General features: G+C 65.4%; 16 protein-coding genes. 6 read left to right on the top strand and 10 right to left on the bottom strand.

All coding sequences use genetic code 11. The features are described 5' to 3' along the window. Window positions 1-25: 25 nt before the first annotated feature. Window positions 26-1,276, top strand: a complete 1,251-nt coding sequence (locus KUV82_RS04775) for a threonine ammonia-lyase (protein WP_219955747.1) — start codon at window positions 26-28, stop codon at window positions 1,274-1,276. Between the two features lie 174 nt (window positions 1,277-1,450). Next, window positions 1,451-2,293 carry an arginyltransferase gene (locus KUV82_RS04780; RefSeq protein WP_219955748.1) on the top strand — a complete coding sequence of 281 codons (843 nt, stop codon included), beginning with the start codon at window positions 1,451-1,453 and terminating at the stop codon, window positions 2,291-2,293. 63 nt (window positions 2,294-2,356) lie between these two features. Here the strand turns inward: KUV82_RS04780 and KUV82_RS14200 are convergent, their stop codons facing one another. Then, window positions 2,357-2,527, bottom strand: a complete 171-nt coding sequence (locus KUV82_RS14200; RefSeq protein ID WP_258319847.1) for a hypothetical protein — start codon at window positions 2,525-2,527, stop codon at window positions 2,357-2,359. Here KUV82_RS14200 and KUV82_RS04785 point away from each other — a divergent pair. Beyond that, the gene (locus KUV82_RS04785) at window positions 2,526-4,433 is read left to right on the top strand and encodes an autotransporter assembly complex protein TamA (RefSeq protein WP_258319848.1); all 1,908 of its coding nucleotides are present in this window, start codon (window positions 2,526-2,528) and stop codon (window positions 4,431-4,433) included. The genes KUV82_RS14200 and KUV82_RS04785 overlap by 2 nt on opposite strands. Then, the gene (locus KUV82_RS04790; protein WP_219955749.1) at window positions 4,433-8,587 is read left to right on the top strand and encodes a translocation/assembly module TamB domain-containing protein; all 4,155 of its coding nucleotides are present in this window, start codon (window positions 4,433-4,435) and stop codon (window positions 8,585-8,587) included. The genes KUV82_RS04785 and KUV82_RS04790 overlap by 1 nt, the downstream gene beginning before the upstream one ends. A gap of 9 nt (window positions 8,588-8,596) precedes the next feature. Here KUV82_RS04790 and KUV82_RS04795 read toward each other — a convergent pair whose 3' ends face one another. The 9 genes from KUV82_RS04795 to KUV82_RS04835 all read right to left on the bottom strand — a co-directional run bounded on the left by KUV82_RS04795 (window position 8,597) and on the right by KUV82_RS04835 (window position 19,440). After that, complete coding sequence (locus tag KUV82_RS04795) at window positions 8,597-9,166, bottom strand: fasciclin domain-containing protein (protein WP_219955750.1); 570 nt, start codon at window positions 9,164-9,166, stop codon at window positions 8,597-8,599. Window positions 9,167-9,177: 11 nt separating this feature from the next. Beyond that, window positions 9,178-10,158 carry a hypothetical protein gene (locus KUV82_RS04800; RefSeq protein WP_219955751.1) on the bottom strand — a complete coding sequence of 327 codons (981 nt, stop codon included), beginning with the start codon at window positions 10,156-10,158 and terminating at the stop codon, window positions 9,178-9,180. An 86-nt stretch (window positions 10,159-10,244) separates the two neighbouring features. After that, complete coding sequence (locus tag KUV82_RS04805) at window positions 10,245-10,844, bottom strand: lysozyme (protein ID WP_219955752.1); 600 nt, start codon at window positions 10,842-10,844, stop codon at window positions 10,245-10,247. Window positions 10,845-10,982: 138 nt separating this feature from the next. Next, window positions 10,983-14,486, bottom strand: coding sequence for an autotransporter domain-containing protein (locus KUV82_RS04810; protein WP_219955753.1), 3,504 nt, complete (start codon window positions 14,484-14,486; stop codon window positions 10,983-10,985). Window positions 14,487-14,718: 232 nt separating this feature from the next. Next, a complete protein-coding gene (gene glnA / locus KUV82_RS04815; protein ID WP_219955754.1) occupies window positions 14,719-16,128 on the bottom strand; it encodes a type I glutamate--ammonia ligase in 1,410 nt (469 codons plus the stop codon). 57 nt (window positions 16,129-16,185) lie between these two features. After that, window positions 16,186-16,524, bottom strand: a complete 339-nt coding sequence (locus tag KUV82_RS04820) for a P-II family nitrogen regulator (RefSeq protein ID WP_219955755.1) — start codon at window positions 16,522-16,524, stop codon at window positions 16,186-16,188. Window positions 16,525-16,694: 170 nt separating this feature from the next. After that, the gene (gene argC / locus KUV82_RS04825; protein WP_219955756.1) at window positions 16,695-17,633 is read right to left on the bottom strand and encodes an N-acetyl-gamma-glutamyl-phosphate reductase; all 939 of its coding nucleotides are present in this window, start codon (window positions 17,631-17,633) and stop codon (window positions 16,695-16,697) included. Beyond that, window positions 17,623-17,976, bottom strand: coding sequence for a hypothetical protein (locus KUV82_RS04830; RefSeq protein WP_219955757.1), 354 nt, complete (start codon window positions 17,974-17,976; stop codon window positions 17,623-17,625). The genes argC and KUV82_RS04830 overlap by 11 nt, the downstream gene beginning before the upstream one ends. A 75-nt stretch (window positions 17,977-18,051) precedes the next feature. Further along, window positions 18,052-19,440 carry a leucyl aminopeptidase family protein gene (locus KUV82_RS04835; RefSeq protein WP_219955758.1) on the bottom strand — a complete coding sequence of 463 codons (1,389 nt, stop codon included), beginning with the start codon at window positions 19,438-19,440 and terminating at the stop codon, window positions 18,052-18,054. A gap of 44 nt (window positions 19,441-19,484) precedes the next feature. On the opposite strand from KUV82_RS04835, the gene KUV82_RS04840 reads away from it, so the two are divergent. Next, window positions 19,485-20,300, top strand: a complete 816-nt coding sequence (locus tag KUV82_RS04840; RefSeq protein ID WP_219955759.1) for a PdaC/SigV domain-containing protein — start codon at window positions 19,485-19,487, stop codon at window positions 20,298-20,300. 41 nt (window positions 20,301-20,341) lie between these two features. Then, a complete protein-coding gene (map, locus tag KUV82_RS04845; protein ID WP_219955760.1) occupies window positions 20,342-21,169 on the top strand; it encodes a type I methionyl aminopeptidase in 828 nt (275 codons plus the stop codon). Window positions 21,170-21,173: the final 4 nt, after the last annotated feature.

Below are 21,173 nucleotides of genomic sequence, written 5' to 3' on the forward strand. Positions count from 1 at the left end.
GCACGCGGGCCGTAGGGGCGGGACCATGACCGAAGCATCTCCCGTGCGCGCCACCAAGGCGACCGAGCTCCTGACCCTCGACGATGTCCGCGCCGCTGCCGCGCGCATCGAAGGCGCGGTTGTGCGGACGCCCATGCTGCGCTCGCAAACGCTTTCGGACATTACCGGGGCCGATATCTGGCTGAAATTCGAGAACCACCAGTTCACCGCCGCCTATAAGGAACGCGGCGCGCTCAATGCACTGCTGCATCTCGACGAGGAGCAAAAGGCGCGCGGCGTCATTGCCGCATCGGCCGGCAACCACAGCCAGGGCCTGAGCTATCACGGCCGCCGCCTCGGTGTGCCGGTGACCATCGTGATGCCCCAGACCACGCCGAGCGTGAAAGTCATGCAGACCGAGAGCGTGGGCGGGAACGTCGAGCTCTTCGGCGAGACCTTCGACGAAGCCTATGCGCACGCGCGCCAGCTCGAGCAGGAGCGCGGCCTCACCTTCGTACATCCCTTTGACGATCCGCTGGTCGCAGCCGGCCAGGGCACGGTCGCGCTCGAGATGCTGGAGGACAAGGACGATTTCGACTGCCTGGTCGTGCCCATCGGCGGTGGCGGCCTGATGAGCGGGATGGCAACCGTCGCGAAGGCTCTGAAGCCCGATATCGAGATGGTCGGCGTCCAGGCCGAACTCTACCCTTCCATGTATTCGGCCATAACCGGTGACGATCGCCCTTGCGGCGGCGACACGCTGGCCGAAGGGATCGCGGTCAAGGCACCGGGCGAATTCACCCGCCAGATCATCGCCGAACTGGTCGATGATGTGCTGCTGGTGAAGGAGTCCAAGCTGGAAAACTCGGTCTCATTGCTGCTCCAGATCGAGAAAACCGTGGTCGAGGGGGCGGGCGCGGCTGGCCTGGCCGCGGTCCTTTCCAATCCCGAAAAATTCGCCGGCAAGACCGTCGGCCTCGTGCTGTGCGGCGGCAATATCGACACGCGCCTGCTCGCCAATGTCCTGCTGCGCGACCTTGCCCGATCCGGTCGCCTTGCGCGGCTGCAGATCGTCCTGCAGGATCGTCCGGGCGCGCTGTTCAAGGTCATGCGCGAATTCAACGCGCACAATGTGAACATCATCGAGATCTACCACCAGCGCATTTTCACCACGCTCCCGGCGAAAGGCCTGACAGCGGAAATCGAGTGCGAAGCGCGCGATGGCGAACAGATCGACCGGCTCGTGAAGAGCCTGCACGCGAAGGGCTACAAGGTCGAAATGGCCGAGCTGGCCTGATTACCCATCCCGTCCGCACGCCCTGTGATTGCGGCAAAAATCGCTGCTGGTCCCGATATTCGTCGGATCGCTTGTGCTTTTCATGGTTAAGAGGGTTTTAACGCGGGACCCGCTCTGGCATTCATGCGCCTACTAGGTAAGACTTTCTTAACCTTTGAAAGGACGCAGCCCAAAGTGACCGCACCGATTCGCTTTCCCCGCTTTTTCGTGACCAGCCCTGCGCCGTGTCCGTATCTGCCGGGCAAGAGCGAGCGTAAGGTGTTCACCGAGCTGCGCGGTGAAAACGCCGACGAGCTGAACGAAGCGCTGGGCCGCATCGGTTTCCGCCGCAGCCAGACTGTCGCCTACCGCCCCTCCTGCCTCGACTGCCAGGCCTGCGTGTCGGTGCGCGTGGTGGCAAGCGCCTTCAAGCCGTCCTCCACCCAGAAGCGCACGCTGAAGGCGAATGACGATCTGATCGCAACCGAGTGCCGCCCCTGGGCGACACCCGAACAGTTCGAACTGCTCCAGAAATACCTCGCGGCGCGCCACCCCGGGGGCGGCATGACGCAGATGGAGGAAAATGACTTCGCGGATATGGTGGAACACACCAGCGTATCCAGCTATGTCATTGAATATCGGGAGCCGGGCATCGGCGCCGAGCCGGGTCGCCTCGTTGGGGCGTGCCTTACGGATTACCAGGGTGACGGGCTGTCGATGATCTACAGCTTCTACGACCCGGAGCATGAGGATCGCGTCGGGCTTGGGAATTACATCATCCTCGACCACATCCGCCGCGCGGCGGAAGGCGGCCTGCCCTACGTCTACCTCGGCTACTGGGTCGAAGGGGCCGAGCGGATGCAATACAAGGTCCGCTATCGCCCGCTCGAACGGCTCACCCGCGGCGGATGGCAGCGCATGCCCGAACAGGAGCAGAAGCGCCTCATCGCTGAAGCTACCGCTCCGCGCAGCGCACGCCGCGAAGAAGCCCTGCCGGCGAAAGACGGCCTCGCTTCCGAATACAAGCTCACGGACTGATCGGCTTCCAAGGGGCTGGAGCGGCTGCCTTGCGGCGGTTGCCCTTAGCCTTGCCTCGCCGCTTCATGCGCAAAGCACCAGCGCGCCGCCCTCGCTCGAAGAGCTGATCCCCGACAGCGCGGTCGAGAACCCCGATGCCTGGGCCGAGCAGGGAACGGATAGCGAGCCCGCCAGCGAAGCCGACGGGCCCTCCGCGCTCGCAGCGGAATCCCCGATTGCCGATTTGCCGGACATGTCGGTGTCCTGGCCGGAAGAGGTCGAGCTCGACCCGCTTGAGCCGCTGGAGCCGGAAGAGGACATTCGCTTCGCCGAGCTGCTGGACGAAGCACCGCAGATTGCGTTCGACGAAGCGGAGACTTTCGAACTCGACGATAGCCTGGTCCTGGGCTTCCCGCAGAAAGAGCCCCCGTTCAGCGAACGCGCCGACTTCGTCGACCGGTTCGAAGCCCTCTCGACGATCGAAGAGCTGGACGACGGCGACGAGAACGTGGCCCAGCTCGCCGCGAGGGCGCGAGCGGACGAGGAACTGCTCGAGAACCTTCTGCGGGTTTACGGCTATTACGATGGCGAGATCGTGCGGACCATCGGCACGCGCGATGCAGGCGAAGACACGGCAAGCCAGGGGCCGCGCGTGCGGTTCGATATCATTCCCGGGCCGCGGTACACCTTCGGTGCGATCGATCTCGGCGCGCTCGACACGGCGCCCGATGCCTCCCTTCTGCGCGATTCCTTCGGCATCCAGCCCGGCGATTTCCTCCAGTCCGATACGATCATGCGCGAGCGCTTCAACCTCGACCGCGCGCTGGGCGAGACCGGCTATCCCTTTGCGGAGATCGACGAGCCTGAGCTGCTGATCGACCACGAACGGCTGGAAGGCGACCTTTCGCTGCCCGTGCGCCCGAACGGCAAATACGTCTTCGGCGGCGTTGTCAGCAACGACGAGGAATTCCTCTCCAGCCGTCACCTCGCCAGCATTGCCCGGTTCGATGAAGGCGAAACCTACCAGCGCAGCCTGGCCTTCGACCTGCGCCGCGCGATCGCCGCGACAGGCCTTGTCTCGACCGTGGGCGTGGAAGCGCGGGAGATCGCACCGCCGCAGGGCGACGAACCGGGTGTGGTGGCGATGGACGTCACGATGGAGCGCGCCAAGGTGCGCACCATCTCCGGCGCTATCGGCTATGGTTCGGAAGAAGGCGTGCGAATCCAGGCGAGCTGGGAGCATCGCAATCTCTTCCCGCCCGAAGGATCGCTACGGGTGCGCGGTATACTCGGTACCCGCGAGCAGCTGCTGGGCGCGACCTTCCGCAAGAACAATTTCGGTGGCCGGGACAAGGTCCTGACGATCGATGCCTATGCCTCCAGCCTCGATACGGTTGCCTTCGATGCGCGCACTGTGGCGCTGACCGGCACCTATGAGCGCACATCGACGTTGCTGTTCCAAAAGCCGCTGGCCTGGGGCGTGGGCGCCGAGATCCTCGCAACCGACGAACGCAACCGGGTGATTGGCGGTATCGCCCGTCCGCGCCAGACCTATTTCATCGCATCGCTGTTCGGGCGCGCCACGCTCGACACGAGCGATTCGCTGCTCGACCCGACACGGGGCTTCCGTCTGACAGGCTTTCTCGGGCCGGAAACCTCGCGGACCGGCGGCCAGCAATACTACTACCTGCGCAACCAGGTGGACGCCACGTATTACCAGTCGGTTGGCGAACGCACCGTGCTTGCGGGCCGCTTGCGCTTTGCCAGCATCCAGGGGGCCGCTCTTGCCGGTATCGCCCCTTCGCGGCGCCTCTACGCGGGCGGTGGTGGCTCGGTGCGCGGCTATGGTTTCCAGGCGATTGGCCCGAAGAACGACTTCCTCGAACCGACGGGCGGGCGCAGCCTCGTCGAAGCTTCGGTTGAAGCGCGCATCGGGACCGGCATTCTGGGCGGGGCGGTATCCATCGTGCCTTTTGTCGATGCCGGGACCGTCTCGATCGATTCCGTGCCCGACTTCCGCTTCGTGAAGTTCGGCGCCGGGGTTGGCGTACGCTACGCGACCGGCTTCGGGCCGATCCGCTTCGATGTCGGCGTGCCGCTCAATCCCGACCCGGACGATTCCGCGATCGGTGTCTATATCTCGCTGGGGCAGGCCTTCTGATGGTGCGGCGCGTGGGCAAATGGGCGCTGATTGCCGTGCTGGGCGTGCTGCTCCTGCTCGGGGCAGCGCTAGCGTTGCTCAACACGTCGCTGGGCGAACGCTTCCTTGCGAACCGGATCGCCGAACAGACGCTTCCCAATGGCCTCAACATCCGGATCGGCCGGATCGAGGGCAATCTCTACGGCGCGGCGGTGTTGCACGATGTGCAGCTGTCCGATCCCAAGGGCGTGTTCCTTACCATCCCGCGCGCAGAGGTGGACTGGAACCCCGGCGCATGGCTTTCCAACCGGCTCGAGATCGACAGCTTCGCCGCGCGCCGCGCAGCCATGGCGCGGGTGCCAGAGTTCCTGCCGAGCCAAGAAGACGGGCCGATCCTGCCCGGTTTCGACATCGCCATCGAGCGCCTCGAGATCGACGCCCTGACCCTTGCGCGCGGTATCGCCGGGGACCAGCCGCAACGTGTCGACCTCACTGGAAGCGCGGCTGTCGAAGACCGCCGCCTGATGCTGGACCTCGACGGGCGCTTCGGCGAGCGTGACCGGCTCGTCCTGCTGCTCGATGCGGAACCGGATGGCGATGCGTTCGACCTCTCGCTCGATCTCGATGCGGCGGGCGATGGCCCTGTAGCTGCGCTGGCGGGCCTCACCGGGCCGCACAGGGCGAGGCTGCGCGGCGAAGGGACATGGACGCGCTGGGACGGCGGCTTGCTGGTCCGGTCGGACGACACGCGGGTTGCTGCGCTCAAGCTGACGAACCGCGCCGGGCGGTTCGGTGCGCTCGGAACGCTCAACCCCTCGGACTTCCTGACCGGGCTTCCGGCGAGGGCTCTCGGAGAGCGGGTCGCGATCAAGGCCGACATGGCGATCGACGACCGGCGCTTCGATGGCGAGGCCTTCTTGGTCGGGCGCGGCTTGCGAGTGCAGACGGACGGGGTGGTCGACTTGGCTGCCAACCGCGCAGAGGCGCTCGATGTGGACGTGTTCGTGCGCGACCCCGCGCTGCTTGGTGACGGGGTGGCGCTGGAAAATACGCGTCTTACCGCCACCTTCGATGGCGCGTTTGACGCCTTGGACATCGCGCACACGCTGGACATCGGCACGCTCGATATCAGCGGCACCCAGCTCGTCGCGCTTAGCCAAGAGGGAACCGCAACCTACGACGGGACGCGGGCCAACGTGCCGCTCGATGTCTCGGTCGGCCGCATCGTGAGCGGCAACGCGCTGGTCGATCCCCGCCTTGTCGGGGGTCGCGCGCGCGGTACGCTGGTGCTCAACGGCTCGACCCTTCTGTCCGACGACCTGCGCATCGTGTTTCCGGCCGCAGCAGCCAATCTTGCGCTGCGCGGCAATCTTTCGAGCGGCGAATACCAGGTTCGCGGGCCCGTACGCGCTTCCGGGCTTGCGCTGGAAAATGTCGGCGCGCTTGGCGGGACGGCGCTGGTCGACTTTGCCTTTGCTCCGGGGCGTCCCTGGCGGCTGTCGGCCAATCTCGACGCGCAGGTGGCCCCGGTCACCAACGCAACACTCGCCAACCTCGCGGGCGATCCCATTCGCGTGCGCGGCGGTGTGGCGGTTGGCGGCTCTGCGCCGCTCGCGTTCAACGCGCTACGGGTCGATGCGAGCAAGGTGAGCTTGGCGCTGGATGGCGGCGTAAACGAGGGCGTGACCCAGGTCGCGGGCACCGGCCGTCACGTCGACTTCGGCGACTTCACCCTCGAAGCAAGCGTCAACGAGGCAGGACCCAGCGCAGCGCTCGTGTTCGTGCGGCCGGCTACCGGTCTTGAGGACGTCCGCTTGGCGATTGCACCGGAGGGTGACGGCTTCGCCATCGACACGGAGGGCCAGTCGCTGCTTGGTCCGTTCGCGGGCCGGCTCGACCTCGTGTCGCCCGAGGGCGGCCCGACGCGGATCGCGATCGAGACCCTGCGCGTCTCCGATACGCGTGTGACGGGCGGGGTGAACCTCGTCGAAGGGGGAGCGCAGGGCATGCTTGCGTTTGCCGGAGGCGGCGTTGACGGGACGCTCGGTCTCTCTCCCAATGCACGCGGGCAGGGTCTCATTATCGACCTTGTCGCCCGCAACGCGCGGTTCGGCGGATCGACGCCGCTCAGGATCGCCCGCGCCGATATCGACGCAACGGGTGTGATCGGGAGCGGGGTGACCCAGTTTTCCGGCTCCGGCACCGCCACTGGCCTGTCCTATGGAACCCTCTTCATCGGCCGCATGGCGGCGGAGGGATCGGTCGAGAACGGCAAGGGCCGCATCGACGCCTCGCTCTCGGGTCGCCGCAGCGGCCGCTTCGTGCTCGATACCAACGCGCTCTTCGCACCGGGCCGTATCGCGGTGGCCGCACAGGGCGAGTTCGCGGGCCGCAGGATCGTCATGCCGCGCCGTGCGGTCCTGACTGCGCTCGAGGGCGGCGGGTGGCAGCTTTCGCCGACACAATTGTCCTATGGCGATGGCGGCGTGATTGCATCGGGCCGCTTCGGCGGCGGCGACCTCGATTTCGACTTCAAGCTGGCCGACATGCCGCTTTCGCTGATCGACGTGGTCCGCGCCGACACGGGGCTTGGCGGGACGATATCCGGGACGGTCGAATACCAGACCGGGGCGGGCAGGCTGCCGGTGTCGCAGGCCAAGGTGAAGATCGAGGGGCTGACCCGGTCCGGCCTGGTGCTGACCTCGCGCCCCGTCGATGTCTCGCTCGTTGCCCAGCTGACCGAGAACGACCTCGAGGCGCGGGCGCTGCTGCGAAACGAGGACATCCAGCGCGGGCGGGTGCAGGCGCGCATCACGGGCCTGCCGCAATCGGGCCTGCTGATCGACCGGCTGCGAGCCGGAGCGCTCTTCGCCCAGCTGCGCTATCGCGGCGCGGCGGAAAGCCTCTGGCGGCTTGCTGCGCTCGACACCTTCGACATTACAGGACCGATCGCCATCGCCGCCGACGCCACTGGCACGCTCGAAAACCCGCGCGTGCGCGGCTCGCTTTCCGGCGAGGACCTGCAATTGCGCAGCTCACTGTCGGGTACCGATATTCGCGATATTGCCCTCAGCGGCCAGTTCCGCGGGTCGCGCCTTCAACTGACCCGCTTTGCCGGGACAACCGTGAACGGTGGTTCGGTGTCCGGCAGCGGCATCGTCGACCTGCGCACGCTGGGCGAAGCGGTGGAGGGCCGGGTTCTGGAGATCCGCGGCCCGACGCTCGATCTACGGGTATCGGCGCGCAATGCGCGCTTGCTTGAGACAGGAGGGCTCAGCGCCACGATCACGGGCCCTTTGCGGATTGTCTCGGACGGGCTGGGCGGGACGATTGCGGGACGCCTGCAGGTCGACCGTGCAAGCTGGCGCCTGGGCACGGCCGCCGACGATTTCCGCCTGCCGCGGATAGCCACGCGCGAAGTCAACGCACCGGCAAGCCGCGCGCCGCGGGCCGCTCCGGCGCGGCCTTGGCGCTACTTGATCGACGCACGCGCCGACAGCCGTATCGATGTCGACGGCATGGGGCTCGACAGCGAATGGTCGGCCGATATCCTTCTGCGGGGTACGACGGATGATCCGCGCATTGGCGGCGAGGCCGAGGTGGTGCGCGGGGATTACACCTTTGCCGGCACGCGGTTCGAGCTGACGCGCGGCGAAATCGAATTCGATGCGAGTGTTCCGATCGATCCGCGGCTCGACATCCTCGCGGAGACCGAACGCGACGGGCTGACGGTTGAGGTCACGGTAAGGGGCAGCGCAACGCAGCCCGAGATCGCTTTCAGCTCGACCCCCTCGCTTCCGGAGGAAGAGCTTCTTGCACGGCTGCTGTTCGGCGGGTCGGTAACCAGCCTCTCGGCGACCGATGCGCTCCAGCTGGGCGCCGCGGTGGCCAGCCTTCGCGGCGGCGGCGGAATGGATCCGATCAACCAGCTGCGCACGGCCATCGGCCTCGATCGTCTGCGCATCGTCAGCGCGGACCCCGCGCTTGGACGGGGCACCGGCGTGGCGCTGGGCAAGAACTTCGGACGGCGCTTCTACGCCGAGATCATCACCGACGGACGCGGCTACAGCGCAACCGAGGTCGAGTTCCGCGTGACCAGCTGGCTATCGCTGCTGGGCGCGGTCTCGACCGTCGGGCGCGAAAGCGTCGTCGCCGAAATCAGCCGGGATTACTGACGCTCGGTCTTACCCGGCGGATGGCGGGAGCAGGACCGTGTCGATGGGGATGACCACGCCGTTGCTTGTCGCGGCGGCGGTTCCTGCAAAGCTTGCGCTTTCGCTACCGCCAACAGATACCGCAATCGCCTCGCCATCGCGCGAGAAGGTGACCTCGGTATCGCCCAGCGTTGTCATCGTGACCGGCCCGCCATTGCGCTCGATAGCCTCGCCAATGGCTTCCGGCGTCAGGTGGCCGGGAAGCATGTGGCCGCGAAGCAATCCGACAAGGATGGGACGCTGGTCTTCGTCTTCGACAAGGGCTTGCCCCGTCTCACCCAAGGCCTCGAAGGCCGCGTCGTTCGGGGCGAGGAGGGTGTAGCTGGCGCGGCTTTCCAGGATGTCGGAAAGGTCGGAGCGCTCCAGCGCGCGCAAGGCGACCGACAGGTTGTCGTCGGCCGAAAGCGCGGCGGCCATGGTGATCGAGCCGTCATCCTGTGTCGCAGTCGTCGGGTCTTCGTCCTCCACGCCTCCGCAGGCGGCGGTGAGCGAGACGCATGCCAGCGCAAGGGCAATGGATCCGGTTTTGATCGGGTTCATGTCCGTCTCCTTCAGACCAGCAGGTCGATTGCAGCAGCGATGAGCTGGGTTTCCGGGTCGACGCGGTACACATAGCCGTCCGAATAGCGGTACCAGGCGTCGTCCGTGTCGTAGTAGCGATCGCGGTAGGTGTAGGGCACGTTGTAGACATCGTAGCCGCGCGGCAGGCGCTGGCCGACCACGAAGTCATCCCCGGTCAGCAGCGCTGCCACCGAGCGGATGGCTGCATCTTCCGGATCGACGCGATAGATGACGTTATCGGCGTAGCGGTAGGATGCAGCCGGACCGAGGTCGAAATAATCGACGTAATAGTCGGGAATGGAATAGCTTTCGTAGCGCGTCGGCCAGGTGTTGCCGATCGCCAGCGCGCCGCCAAGCAGCGGGATGTAGCCGGCAATTCCGCCGTTGTTGCCAAAGCGCAGCAGGTATCCGTTGTCATAGCGATAGCTGCCGGCGCCGTAATTGCTCAGGCCGAAAAGGCTCGGGCGGTAGGTGTAGCCGTTCCAGCCGTCGTAATAGGCACTGCGCTTGCGCGCCTGGCCCGGAGGCTGGCAACCATTGCCTTTCTTGGCGAGGCCCGGAGGGCATCCATCGATAATGGCGCGGCGCCGGTCGCGGTCGCGGAACACATCGACGCTGCCCGTGCGAACCCGATCGAGGGTGCGCACGTTCGTTCCGCGCGCCGCCGGGCTGTTGCCGTGACTTACACGGCGCTCGATATCGCGGACGACCTGGCGTTGCTCCTGGCGAACCGCGTTGCGCTGCGGTGCGCGATCGTTACCGCGGCTTGCGGCGGGCAGGGCTGCGCGACCGCGGTTGTTGCCATTGGCGGCACCCTGCGGCCCGCGATCGGGCTTTCCGCGATCCATGGAGGCTGCGGGCGGGCCCTTGCCACCTCCTTGTCCGTTATTGCCGTTGTTCTTACCGGGCTGGGCGAATGCCGTCCCGGCCGCGAGCGCCACGGTTGCGACGCCGACCAACACAGTACGCATTGTTCTATCTCCTTTGGCACTTGCAACGGGACGGCGATGGCAACGGTTCCGGAAAAGCCCCCGCTGTGCGGGTCAGACCGTGCCGCTCACGCGGCTGATCGGTAGAGCTTCGCCTCGGCGTTGCGCCTGCGCACCAGCCCCTTGAGAACACGCCCGCCGGCCCGATTCCAACGGGTAAACTCACTGGCGGCAGCGTCGGTCTCGCCCGCCAGGTGCCGCTTCAGCAGGGTCGAGCGGCCCAGCGCACCGGTGTTGAAATGGAAGCTGGCCAGCGCATCGAACTGCGCCTGTGTGGTCGCACTGCCTTCGATCAGCGAGGCTACCTCGGCCGCATGGCGCGCGATATCGGCGACCAGGCGCTCGTCGCATTGCGCCTGCGTCCACACGGTGCCCGGACCGATGCCCTTGCCCGTCGCGCCCCAGCCAATGGTCCAGGGATCACCGCCGGTCCCCGGATCGGGATAGGCCTCGATCAGGCCATCGGGGCGCAGGCTGGCACAGCCCTCGAACTCGCGGATCAGTTGGATCCCGCGCGGGCCGATCCGCCGGGATGGAACAGGTGGTGGGCGGTCCGGCGAGCAGTCGGAGACTGCGTCGAGCACGGTATCGAGAGCATCGACTTCCGACTGGCGCAAGCCGCGACCGATCAGGCGGCGGACGGTATCGAACAGGGGTTTGCGGTCCATGGAGCCTCCTTCGAGCGGGAAGCCATCCGATTAGGCACAATCGACCCGAGTAGGAAAATCCTTTCGCGCAAAAGGAAAGGCCGCCCGGTTTCCCGGACGGCCCTTCGCTTGTGGAGCCGGAGGCTCCGTCAGGTTCGCTTAGAACTTGAGCGTTGCCGTAGCGCGGTAGGACTGCGCATTGGCGTTGCTGCGGCCCAGCGTGGTGTCGGCACCGACGCCGAACTGGAACGCGCCCGAACCGAAGGTGGCCGACAGACCGATCTCACCCCAGTCCTTGTCCTGGCTGGCGACCGGGAACAGCTGGGCTGCACCGGTACCGGCTGCGAACGAAGCGGCAACCGCGAACGGTCCGTCTTCGTACTCGTGGACCCAGTCGGCGTGAGCGTCGATCTGGAACGAGCCAGCGGTCTTCTGGTAGTCGAAGCCGATACGACCCTGGAAGCTTTCGAAGTCCTGGCGGCTGATGCGCAGGGCCATCGGGCCTCCGGATTCGTCGACGACGTCGAGCGAGTGGTCCACGAAGCGAACTTCGATGCCCGGCGAGATCGTGCCGAAATCGCCTTCGAAGTCGTACGAGAGACCCAGGGCGCCGGCGATACCGCCGTCGCTGCTGTCGCTCGAGAGCGTGAACGGCGTGCCGCCCAGGCCGACCGTACGTTCGGTTTCGAGGTCGACATCGGTCAGGCTGATCTGACCGTCGATGACCCAGTTGCTGTCGGTCTTGACCGAGCCATACAGCGAGACCGCGAGCATCTGCGATTCCGCTTCATGGCCGAGCGCAACGTCCGCTTCGAGGTCCGAATACTGGACCGAGAGGCCCACCATCGAATTCTCGCTCGGGAAGTACTCGATACCGCCACCGAAGAAGTAGCCGTCAACGTCGGTCTTCACCGTGGTGAAGCCCGGCATCGAAGCGCCGCTGCCCTGGAGGATGCCGCCAGCAAGGTAGATGGCGACGTCTTCACGGACTGCACCGTCCTGGACGCGGGTCGGTTCGTCGACCTGGTCGAGGCCCATGGCACCGGCCAGAACCGGCTGGCTGCCACGCGACACCGAAAGACCTGCGGTCTGGATCGGGTTGCCGAGCGTGGCGATGGTGCCGCCAGTGCTTTCCAGGGTCGATTCACGCATACGCGTCGCGTTGAACGACTGCATCTGGTTGTACGACTGGGCGACCAGCTGGCGGGTTGCCGACTCGGTGGTCGGAGCCCAGCTGGTGAGCGTGCTCTGGATCGTGTCCTCGCTAGCGAAGTCGAGAGCCAGGAACAGGTCAGCCAGAGCGGCATTGCCACGGTTTGCATCGAGCAGGCGAGCGTAGGCCCGCTGCGTCGGGTTCGACGTGTCGACAGCCGTGAGGTAGCTGTTCGCCACGATCTGCATGAACACATCCGTATCGGTGTAACGGAAGGTCTGGCGCAGGATCGGCGAAAGCGTACCGCGCGTGAAGCGACCGGTCACACCGCCATCAGCGGTCAGGATGTTGTACTCCTGGCCGTTGCCGTTGACGATCGTGGTGGCGCCGGCGCCGACAGCGACGATGCCGCCGACCGATGCTTCACCCGTGACCGCGACCTTGTCCGATGCGCCGCCCGGGCCGATGTCGATCATCAGCGTCGAAGCGGAAGTGAGGACGAGGTTGCCGTCGATGGTCAGCGTGTCGATGCCGCCGATCGTGCCCGGCGAGATCGCACCCATCAGGTTGGTGACGAACGGTGCCGTGACCGTGCCGCCGCCCTGAAGGGCACCGCCGAAGATGCTGTAATCGCCAACCGAGTTGAGCGCACCGTCAACCGTGATCGTGCCACCGAACTGGCTGACGTCGATCAGCGAGGTCAGGCTGCCATCGGACGTGATGTTCAGGCCCGCGGTGCTGCGGACGGTCAGGCGGTCGATGGTGACCGCGCTGCTGAGCGTCGTCGTGCCGGCGTTGGCCAGCGTCACGTCGTAGTAACGCGGATTGACGTTCACGTCGGGATCGGCGTCGACGATGGGATCGACATTGTTCGGCACGAAGCCGGACGCGCCGGGCAGACCGTTGTCGATCGTCGGATCGGGCAGCGGATCATCCGAGAATTCGGGGCTTCCGCCGTCGCTACCCTGGGCTTCGTCTTCGGCGATTTCCGCGCCGTTCTGCGCTTCGTCGTCCGCAAAGTCGACGCCGTGAGCAATGTTCTCGAACATCTCGGGACCATTGTTCTGGCTTTCGACGGCCATGATCAGGCCATCACGGCTGAGTGCGCCACGGCCACCCGACACGGCAGTAACCGCAGCGGGTTCGGGCGAAGCAGCGACCTTGCCGTTGCCGCCAAGGGCGTCTTCGCCAACTTCGCCGATGCCCGAGCTGACAAGACCGTCAACGCTGCGCGCCGGCGGGGTTGCGTCGCCGCTACCGAGATCCTGGCAGCCGTCTCCCGGGTTGTCGCCTTCGGGATCGAAGCAGACTTCGCCCCACTGCGGTGCGTCGCCGGCGATTTCGTTGCCCGGCGAGGTCGGGATGCCGTTCACGATCTGCCCGTCGGTGATGACGCGGTAGTTCGGGTCAAGCGTGGTTTCCCAGTGGTTCGCATCTTCCCAATTGCCGTCGCCTTCCTTGGCGGTGACATAGCGATAGGGGTTGTTGGCAGCGATCCAGTCCCAGAACAGGAACAGCGGCTGATAGAAGCTTTCCGTACCGTAGCTCGAGAAGACCTGCGGGCCGAAGAAGCGCGAACCACCTGACAGGACGCCGATGACGAGGTCTTCGTCGGTGATCGGGTTGTTGGCTGCGTCGAGGATCAGCGGACCACCCGAGTCGCCGCCTGCGGTCGTGCCTTCGTTGGCGCGCGGCTCATCCTTGTAGAGGTTGAAGTCGAACGGGTTGGTCTTGTTCGGATCGTCGAAGTCGAGGCGATAGAGAACCTGCGGCAGGTCGCCGAAGGGGTTACCAAACAGGAAGGTGTTGCGATCGTCGAACGAGGTCAGCGAACCGATCATGTTCTCGGCAGCACGGCGACGCCAGTCGATGCCCTGCGAGGCGCCGGTCGTGCCGGTGCCCGAGCGGCCGTAGCCGGTGATGTTGACGTGATAGCCGGTGCCGTCGGCATCGGTGATCTCGTCGGGAGCCGGCAGCGGCGAGAACAGGATCGACCAGGTCGGCAGGTCGGCTGCCGGGGTGTCGAGGCTGGCCAGCGCAACGTCGCCTTCGAGGAAGCCGAAGCCGTCCGGGCGTGCGACCGAACCCGGATGGATGAAGATGCGGTTGACGTCGAAGACGGCCAGATCCGGGTTGCTGGTGAAAGCGTTGTTGATCCAGTCGATGAAGCCCGGAAGGGCGTTGGGATTGAACGACCACGCCGAACGGATGAGCCCGTCATTGTAGTCGGTTTCCGGACGATCGTTCACGCAGTGCGCAGCGAAAAGCACGGTACGCGGATTGATCAGCGTACCAGAGCAGACGAAGCCGTCGTTGCGGAAGAACATGCCGACACCGGCAAATTCATTGTCTGCATCGACTGCGCCGCCGTCCGAACGGTCGGCGTTGGGGTCGACATTGTCATTGGGAACGATGGCGTGAGCAGGGGTGCTCAGGGCCATCGCCGAGAAAGCGATGGTTGCAGCGCCGGTCAGGAAACGACCGCCACGGCGGGTAAATGTAGATTTCATTACGAAAGCCCCTCCAGGATTGGTTCGCAAAGCGCATGCCCAAGCAGCGCATACGATTGTTCTAGAACCGGGTCGGGGGGAAAGGAAAGGGCCTTAAGACACGTAGATGACCGGTTTTGCGCCATATTGTTGCGCCAAGGTCGCACTTTTTCATACAGTTCAAAGACAAAGGCGGCCGGATTGCTCCGGCCGCCCCTCTAAAATAATTTTTCCGCCGTCGGGCGAAATAGAATTACGCGCTGTAATAAAGGTCGAACTCGGCCGGGCACGGAGTCGTTTCCACCCGGAGGACTTCTTCCCACTTCAGCTCGGCATAGGCCTCGATCTGGTCCTTGGTGAAGACGTCGCCCTTCAGCAGGAACTCGTGATCGGCTTCAAGCGCTTCGAGTGCCTCACGCAGCGAGCCACACACGGTCGGAACTTCGGCGAGCTCTGCCGGCGGCAGGTCGTAGAGGTTCTTGTCCATGGCTTCGCCCGGGTGGATCTTGTTGGTGATCCCGTCGAGGCCCGCCATCAGCAGGGCCGAGTAGGCGAGGTAGGGGTTGGCCATCGCATCGGGGAAGCGGAATTCCACGCGCTTCGCCTTGTCGCCCGCACCATAGGGGATGCGGCACGAAGCGGAGCGGTTGCGCGCCGAGTAGGCGAGCAGCACGGGGGCTTCGAAGCCCGGGACCAGGCGCTTGTAGCTGTTGGTCGTCGGGTTGGTGAAGGCGTTCAGCGCCTTCGCGTGCTTGATGACACCGCCGATGTAGTAAAGGCAGTTTTCGCTGAGGCCACCGTACTGGTTGCCCGCAAAGGTCGGCTTGCCATCGTCCCAGATCGACATGTGGGTGTGCATGCCCGAACCGTTATCGTCCTTGATCGGCTTGGGCATGAAGGTCGCGGTCTTGCCATAGATATGCGCAACCTGGTGCACGACATACTTGTAGATCTGCATGTTGTCGGCGGTTTCGACGAGCGTGCCGAAGGTGAGGCCCAGTTCGTGCTGCGCGGCGGCCACCTCGTGGTGGTGCTTGTCGCAGTTGAGGCCCATTTCGATCATGGTCGAGACCATCTCGCCGCGGATGTCGACGGCGCTGTCGACCGGTGCCACGGGGAAGTAGCCGCCCTTGGCGCGCGGACGGTGAGCGAGGTTGCCGCTTTCGTATTCCTTGCCCGAGTTGGTCGGCAGCTCGACATCGTCGATGGCGTAGCCCGAGCCGGCGTAGCCGTCTTCGAAGCGGACATCGTCGAACATGAAGAATTCGGCTTCGGGGCCGACATAGATCGTGTCGCCGACGCCGGTCGACTTGAGGTACGCCTCGGCGCGCTTCGCGGTCGAACGCGGGTCACGGGCATACCACTCGCCGGTCGAAGGTTCGACGATGTCGCAGAAGACGATCATCATCGGTTCGGCGCTGAACGGATCGACATAGACACGGTCGAGATCCGGCTTCAGGATCATGTCGCTTTCGTTGATGACCTTCCAGCCGGCGATCGACGAACCGTCGAACATCAGGCCGTCTTCGAGCTCGTCTTCACCGAGCACGCCTGCAACCATGGTCAGGTGCTGCCACTTGCCCTTGGGATCGGTAAAGCGCAGGTCGACCCACTCGATACCTTCGTCCTTGATCTGTTTCAGGACGTCGCTTGCACTTGCCATTAGTATTGCCTCCGTTTGAACTGAACGTGTTGTGCGGGCGCCAAGGCCCGCGGTAACTCAGATTGCGTCGTCGTCTTTTTCGCCCGTGCGGATCCGCAGCGCGCCTTCGATCGACGAGATGAAGATCTTGCCGTCGCCGATCCGCCCGGTCTGCGCCGCAGCGGCAATCGCTTCCACGGTGCGCTCGGCGATGCCGTCGGGCACCACCACCTCGAGCTTCACCTTAGGCAGGAAGTCGACGACATATTCGGCGCCGCGGTAGAGTTCGGTGTGGCCCTTCTGGCGGCCGAAACCCTTCGCTTCGGTAACGGTGATCCCGGACACGCCGATTTCGTGCAGCGCCTCCTTCACCTCATCGAGTTTGAAGGGCTTGATGATCGCTTCGATCTTTTTCACCTGGTGGTGTCCCCCGAGAGAAGTCTGGTGCCGGTAACGCACGTAAATTACGCGTCGCGCTCGCACGTGTTCCAAGAACCGTGCCAATCGCGGCGATGGCGGAAATACGAGGTTTAGCGAAGACGGGCCGGGAGGCAATGCCTGCCGGGCGAACACAAGTTGCCTGTTTTTTAGGCACCAGTCAGTTGCAGGCCCGCGGTCTCCGGCAGGCCGCACATCAGGTTGAGGTTCTGCACCGCAGCCCCGCTGGCGCCCTTGCCGAGATTGTCCAGCCGCGCGACGAGGCGGGCGTTCCATCCGCCTTCGTTGCCGAACACGAACAGCTCCATACCGTCGTTCGGCTCCGCCTTCGGTTCCAGCAGCAGCTCGCCCGGCGCAGCGCCTTCATGGACGCGGACGATCTTCAAGCCAGCGTAGAACTCGGCGAGCGCGGCCCGCAAGGCGTCAGCGTGCGGGTCACCGGCCATTGCTCCCAGATGCAGCGGAACTTCGACCAGCATGCCGCGATAGGCCGGGACGACCGAGGGGGCGAAGATCACCGGATGCTCGAGCCCAGCGTGGGCTTTCATCTCGGGCAGGTGCTTGTGCGACAGGTCGTAGCCATAGCCGCGAAAGGCGGGTGCGCCGTCCTCTTCGAAGCGCGCGATCAGCGCCTTGCCGCCGCCCGAATAACCGCTCACCGCATTGACCGTGTAGGGCCAGTCGGCCGGGATCAGGCCAGCGCGCACGAGCGGGGCGACCAGGCCGAGGAAACCGGTTGGGTAGCACCCCGGATTGCTCACCCGGCGCGCATCGGCCACGCGTTCGCGCCCGACGATTTCGGGGAAGCCGTAGCACCAGCCTTCGGTGGTACGGTGCGCTGAGGATGCATCGATCACGCGCGTTCCGCCCGCCGGATCGATCAGCTCGACCGCTTCGCGGGCGGCATCGTCGGGCAGGCAGAGGATGGCGACATCCGCTTCGTTCAGCGCTTCGCGCCGGGCATCGGTGTCCTTGCGCTGCGCATTGTCCAGCGTGATCAGCGAAAATTCGCTGCGTCCGGCAAGCCGTTCGGCGATCTCGAGGCCGGTGGTCCCGGCGGCGCCGTCGATAAAGACCTTATGCGTCACTGGAAGGGGCGAGCGCGCCGAGGTGGACGTAGCCGCTCGGGCCCTGCGGGCCGCAGGTGATCCACGCCCAGTCTCCGGCGCAATCGAGCAGCTCGACTGGCACGCCCGCTTCAAGGGTAACGCCGTCCTCGGCGTCGTCGCGCATGGCGATCTTGAGCGTAACAGGCGAATTCCCGATCGTACGGGCCTTCGGAATCACATAGTGCGCCGCGAGGTAATCCTTCGCCAGCGCGATGTGCGCCAGATCACCGCGCAGCGGCAGGGTTCCGGGTGCCGGTTTTGCAACCGGACCGGTAAGGCCGACGATACCTTCGGGAAGAGAATAGCTGTCTGACGCAGTCACGCTTGTTTCGGTTTCCGTATGTGAACGTTTCGCGCGCTTAACCGCGCAGGGCCGATCCCGCAAGACGCGCGGCGGTCATGCTCCACCGTAGCGCGCTTTGAGCATGTGCCACGAAGCGCGCAGGCCGTAGGCATCGCCGCCGCGCGGCCGACCGGGCTTGGCGGTCGGGCGCCAGGCGAAGGTGTCGAAATGCGCCCAGTCGATGCCTTCGCCAACAAACTTGTCGAGGAAGAGACCCGCAACGCTGGCGCCTGCAAAAGCGTTGCCATGGGCGTTGTTGGTGTCGGCAATGTCGGAGGCGAGCCATTCCTTGTAGGCTTCCGGCAAGGGCAGACGCCAGGGTTCGTCGTCGCATCCGCGGCCTGCGGCGATCAGCGCATCGGCGGTGGAATCCTCACGCGTCATCAGCGCCGGATAGTCCGGGCCAAGTGCTACACGCGCGGCTCCGGTGAGGGTGGCGAAGTCGAGGATCAGGTCGGGATCCTCCTCGCTCGCGCGCTGCAGGGCGTCGCCGAGGATCAGGCGGCCTTCGGCGTCGGTGTTGCCGATTTCCACGGTCAGCCCCTTGCGGGTCTTCAGCACATCGCCGGGGCGGAAGCTGTTCGAGCTGATGGCGTTCTCGACCGCGGGCACCAGCAGGTGCAGGCGCACGGGAAGGCCAGCGCCCATGACCAGGCCCGCAAGCGCGATAGCGTGCGCCGCGCCGCCCATGTCCTTCTTCATCAGCTTCATGCCGGCCGCGCTCTTCACGTCGAGCCCGCCGGAATCGAAGCACACGCCCTTGCCGACAATGGCGAGAACCGGATTGCTTTCCTTGCCCCAGGTGAGATGCATGATGCGCGGCGCATGATGGCGCGTGGCGGCGCGGCCGACCGCGTGGACCATCGGGTATTCCTGCTCCAGCGTGTCCCCCTTGGTCACGCTGAGCTTGGCCGAATAGGTCTTGGCGAGCGTCTCGCACTCAGCTTCGAGAGCGGCTGGGCCCATGTCCTCGGCCGGCGTGTTGACGAGATCGCGCACGAGGCCAACGGCCTTTGCCTCGGCAATGGCACCGTCGATGGCCTTCACATCCTTGGTCAACAGCACGCGCGGGCCGACGGGGCGCTCGGGCTTCTTGTAGCGGTCGAAGACGTATTGCGCCGTCTGCCAGCCATGCAGCGCGGGGCCGGGCTCACCCTCGGCGCGGCGATAGGTGCCCTCGGGCAGGCTTTCAGCGAGTTTGGCAAGGCACCAGCTCGACAGGTCGTCGGGATTGGCAACGCCGCCCACGGCAAACCAGCTGTCCCCATCGGGCACGATGCCGACCTGGTACCCGCTGCCGTCGAACTTCTGCGCAGCGAGCGAAGCGCGCTGGCTGGCGGAGAGCGACTTGAGCCATTCGGGATAGCCGTCGCGGTTTACCAGGTGGATCGAAATCGCCTCCTGTCCGCGGTCGGGCTGGATAAGCGGCTGCGTGTCGGGCATATTCTGTATCTGTCCTTTTGTTCGGTCTCGCAAAGGAAACCGCCATGCGTGCGTCCCTGTTCCTCATTTCCCTCGCCCTGTCGAGTGCGGCCTGTTCCGACGGGGCCGAGTATGCCGAGGATGTCGGTGTAGACGACAGCGCCGCAGCGGCTACGGGTGCCGCGCCATCGGGCGATGCCGCCGCAGCGGAGGCTGTGTCGTTGGAAGAGGAAAGCGAACGCTTCGTCTTCGCCTACGCATGGCCCGGGGAAGCGAGCGCGATCCCCGCGCTTGGCGAGGAATTGCAGCAGCGCGCCGACGATCTGCGCGCCGAGCTGGCGAGCCAGGCCGACGACGACTGGAACGCGGCCGAAGGGCAGGAGTGGACCCCGCGCCAGCACAGCGCTTCGGTCGAATGGAAGGTCGTGGCGGACACGCCGCGCTTCCTCAGCCTGTCGAGCGAGATGGCGACCTATTCGGGCGGGGCGCACGGCATGTACGGCGTCAGCTCGCTGGTGTGGGACCGCGAGGCGGGTGAGGGGATGGACGGGGTCGCCCTGTTCAACTCGCCCGTTGCCCTTGAACAGGGGCTGGGCCAGCGCTTGTGCGACACGCTCAACACCGCGCGCGAACGGCGGCGCGGGATGGAAATCGAAGATGGCAGCACCGACACCTTCGACACCTGCCCCGGCCTCGACGAAGCCAGCGTGCTGGTCGGTTCGTCAAACGGCCGCACCTTCGACCGCATCACGGTCTATTTCGGGCCCTATGTCGCAGGCCCCTATGCCGAAGGCGCCTACGAGCTCGATTTCGATGTTACGGCCAGCGTGATCGACGCGGTGAAGCCCGAATACGCAGGCGCTTTCAGCGTGCGCGGCTAGGCATCTCGCAATTGCGCGCCAAACACACTATGTGAGGCCGCATGACCGAATATCAGGTAATCGAGGCGGACGAGACCGTCTATCGCGACGGCACCATCAAGCTGCACGGGCCGGACGGCTTCGAAGGCATGCGCAAGGCGGGCCGGCTGGCCGCCGAAATTCTCGACGAGCTCACGACCTTCGTGCAGCCGGGCGTGACCACGGGCGAGATCGACGACAAGGCGCGCACCATGATGCTCGACGCCGGCGCGGTGCCCGCAACCATGGGCTATCGCGGCTATGCGCACAGCTGCTGCACCTCGATCAACCACGTGATCTGCCACGGCATCCCGAGCGACAAGGCGCTCAAGGACGGCGACATCGTCAACATCGACGTGACCCCGCTGCTCGACGGCTGGCACGGCGATACGAGCCGCATGTTCTTTGCCGGCGAGCCGTCGATCAAGGCGAGGCGGCTGGTCGATGTGACCTATGAATGCCTCATGCTCGGTATCGAGGCCGCCTCGAAGCCGGGCGCCCGCCTTGGCGATATCGGCGCGGCCATCGAAGCGCACGCGCGCCAGTTCCGCTATGGCGTGGTGCAAGAGTTCTGCGGCCACGGCCTTGGCCGCCTGTTCCACGACGCGCCCGAAGTGATCCACGCCGCGCGCGCCGGGACCGGACCTGAACTGAAGCCCGGCATGTTTTTCACCATCGAACCGATGATCAACGCGGGCCGTCCGCACGCCAAGATCCTGCGCGACGGCTGGACCGCCGTAACCCGCGACAAGTCGCTCTCGGCGCAGTTCGAACACTCGATCGGCATCACCGAGGATGGGGTGGAGATCTTCACCGAAAGCCCCAAGGGCCTGCACCAGCCTCCTTACTGAAAAC

This window comes from Qipengyuania flava (assembly GCF_019448255.1).
Taxonomy (GTDB): Bacteria; Pseudomonadota; Alphaproteobacteria; order Sphingomonadales; family Sphingomonadaceae; genus Qipengyuania; species Qipengyuania flava_A.

Bases quoted from the DNA above. Each gene is read 5' to 3' on its own strand.
- KUV82_RS04775 (WP_219955747.1), top strand. From the start codon at position 26: ATGACCGAAGCATCTCCCGTGCGCGCCACCAAGGCGACCGAGCTCCTG.
- KUV82_RS04790 (WP_219955749.1), top strand. From the start codon at position 4,433: ATGGTGCGGCGCGTGGGCAAATGGGCGCTGATTGCCGTGCTGGGCGTG.
- KUV82_RS04840 (WP_219955759.1), top strand. From the start codon at position 19,485: ATGCGTGCGTCCCTGTTCCTCATTTCCCTCGCCCTGTCGAGTGCGGCC.
- KUV82_RS04810 (WP_219955753.1), bottom strand. From the start codon at position 14,486: ATGAAATCTACATTTACCCGCCGTGGCGGTCGTTTCCTGACCGGCGCT.
- glnA (WP_219955754.1), bottom strand. From the start codon at position 16,128: ATGGCAAGTGCAAGCGACGTCCTGAAACAGATCAAGGACGAAGGTATC.
- KUV82_RS04795 (WP_219955750.1), bottom strand. From the start codon at position 9,166: ATGAACCCGATCAAAACCGGATCCATTGCCCTTGCGCTGGCATGCGTC.
- KUV82_RS04835 (WP_219955758.1), bottom strand. From the start codon at position 19,440: ATGCCCGACACGCAGCCGCTTATCCAGCCCGACCGCGGACAGGAGGCG.
- KUV82_RS04785 (WP_258319848.1), top strand. From the start codon at position 2,526: ATGTCGGTGTCCTGGCCGGAAGAGGTCGAGCTCGACCCGCTTGAGCCG.
- map (WP_219955760.1), top strand. From the start codon at position 20,342: ATGACCGAATATCAGGTAATCGAGGCGGACGAGACCGTCTATCGCGAC.
- KUV82_RS14200 (WP_258319847.1), bottom strand. From the start codon at position 2,527: ATGTCCGGCAAATCGGCAATCGGGGATTCCGCTGCGAGCGCGGAGGGC.
- KUV82_RS04800 (WP_219955751.1), bottom strand. From the start codon at position 10,158: ATGCGTACTGTGTTGGTCGGCGTCGCAACCGTGGCGCTCGCGGCCGGG.
- KUV82_RS04805 (WP_219955752.1), bottom strand. From the start codon at position 10,844: ATGGACCGCAAACCCCTGTTCGATACCGTCCGCCGCCTGATCGGTCGC.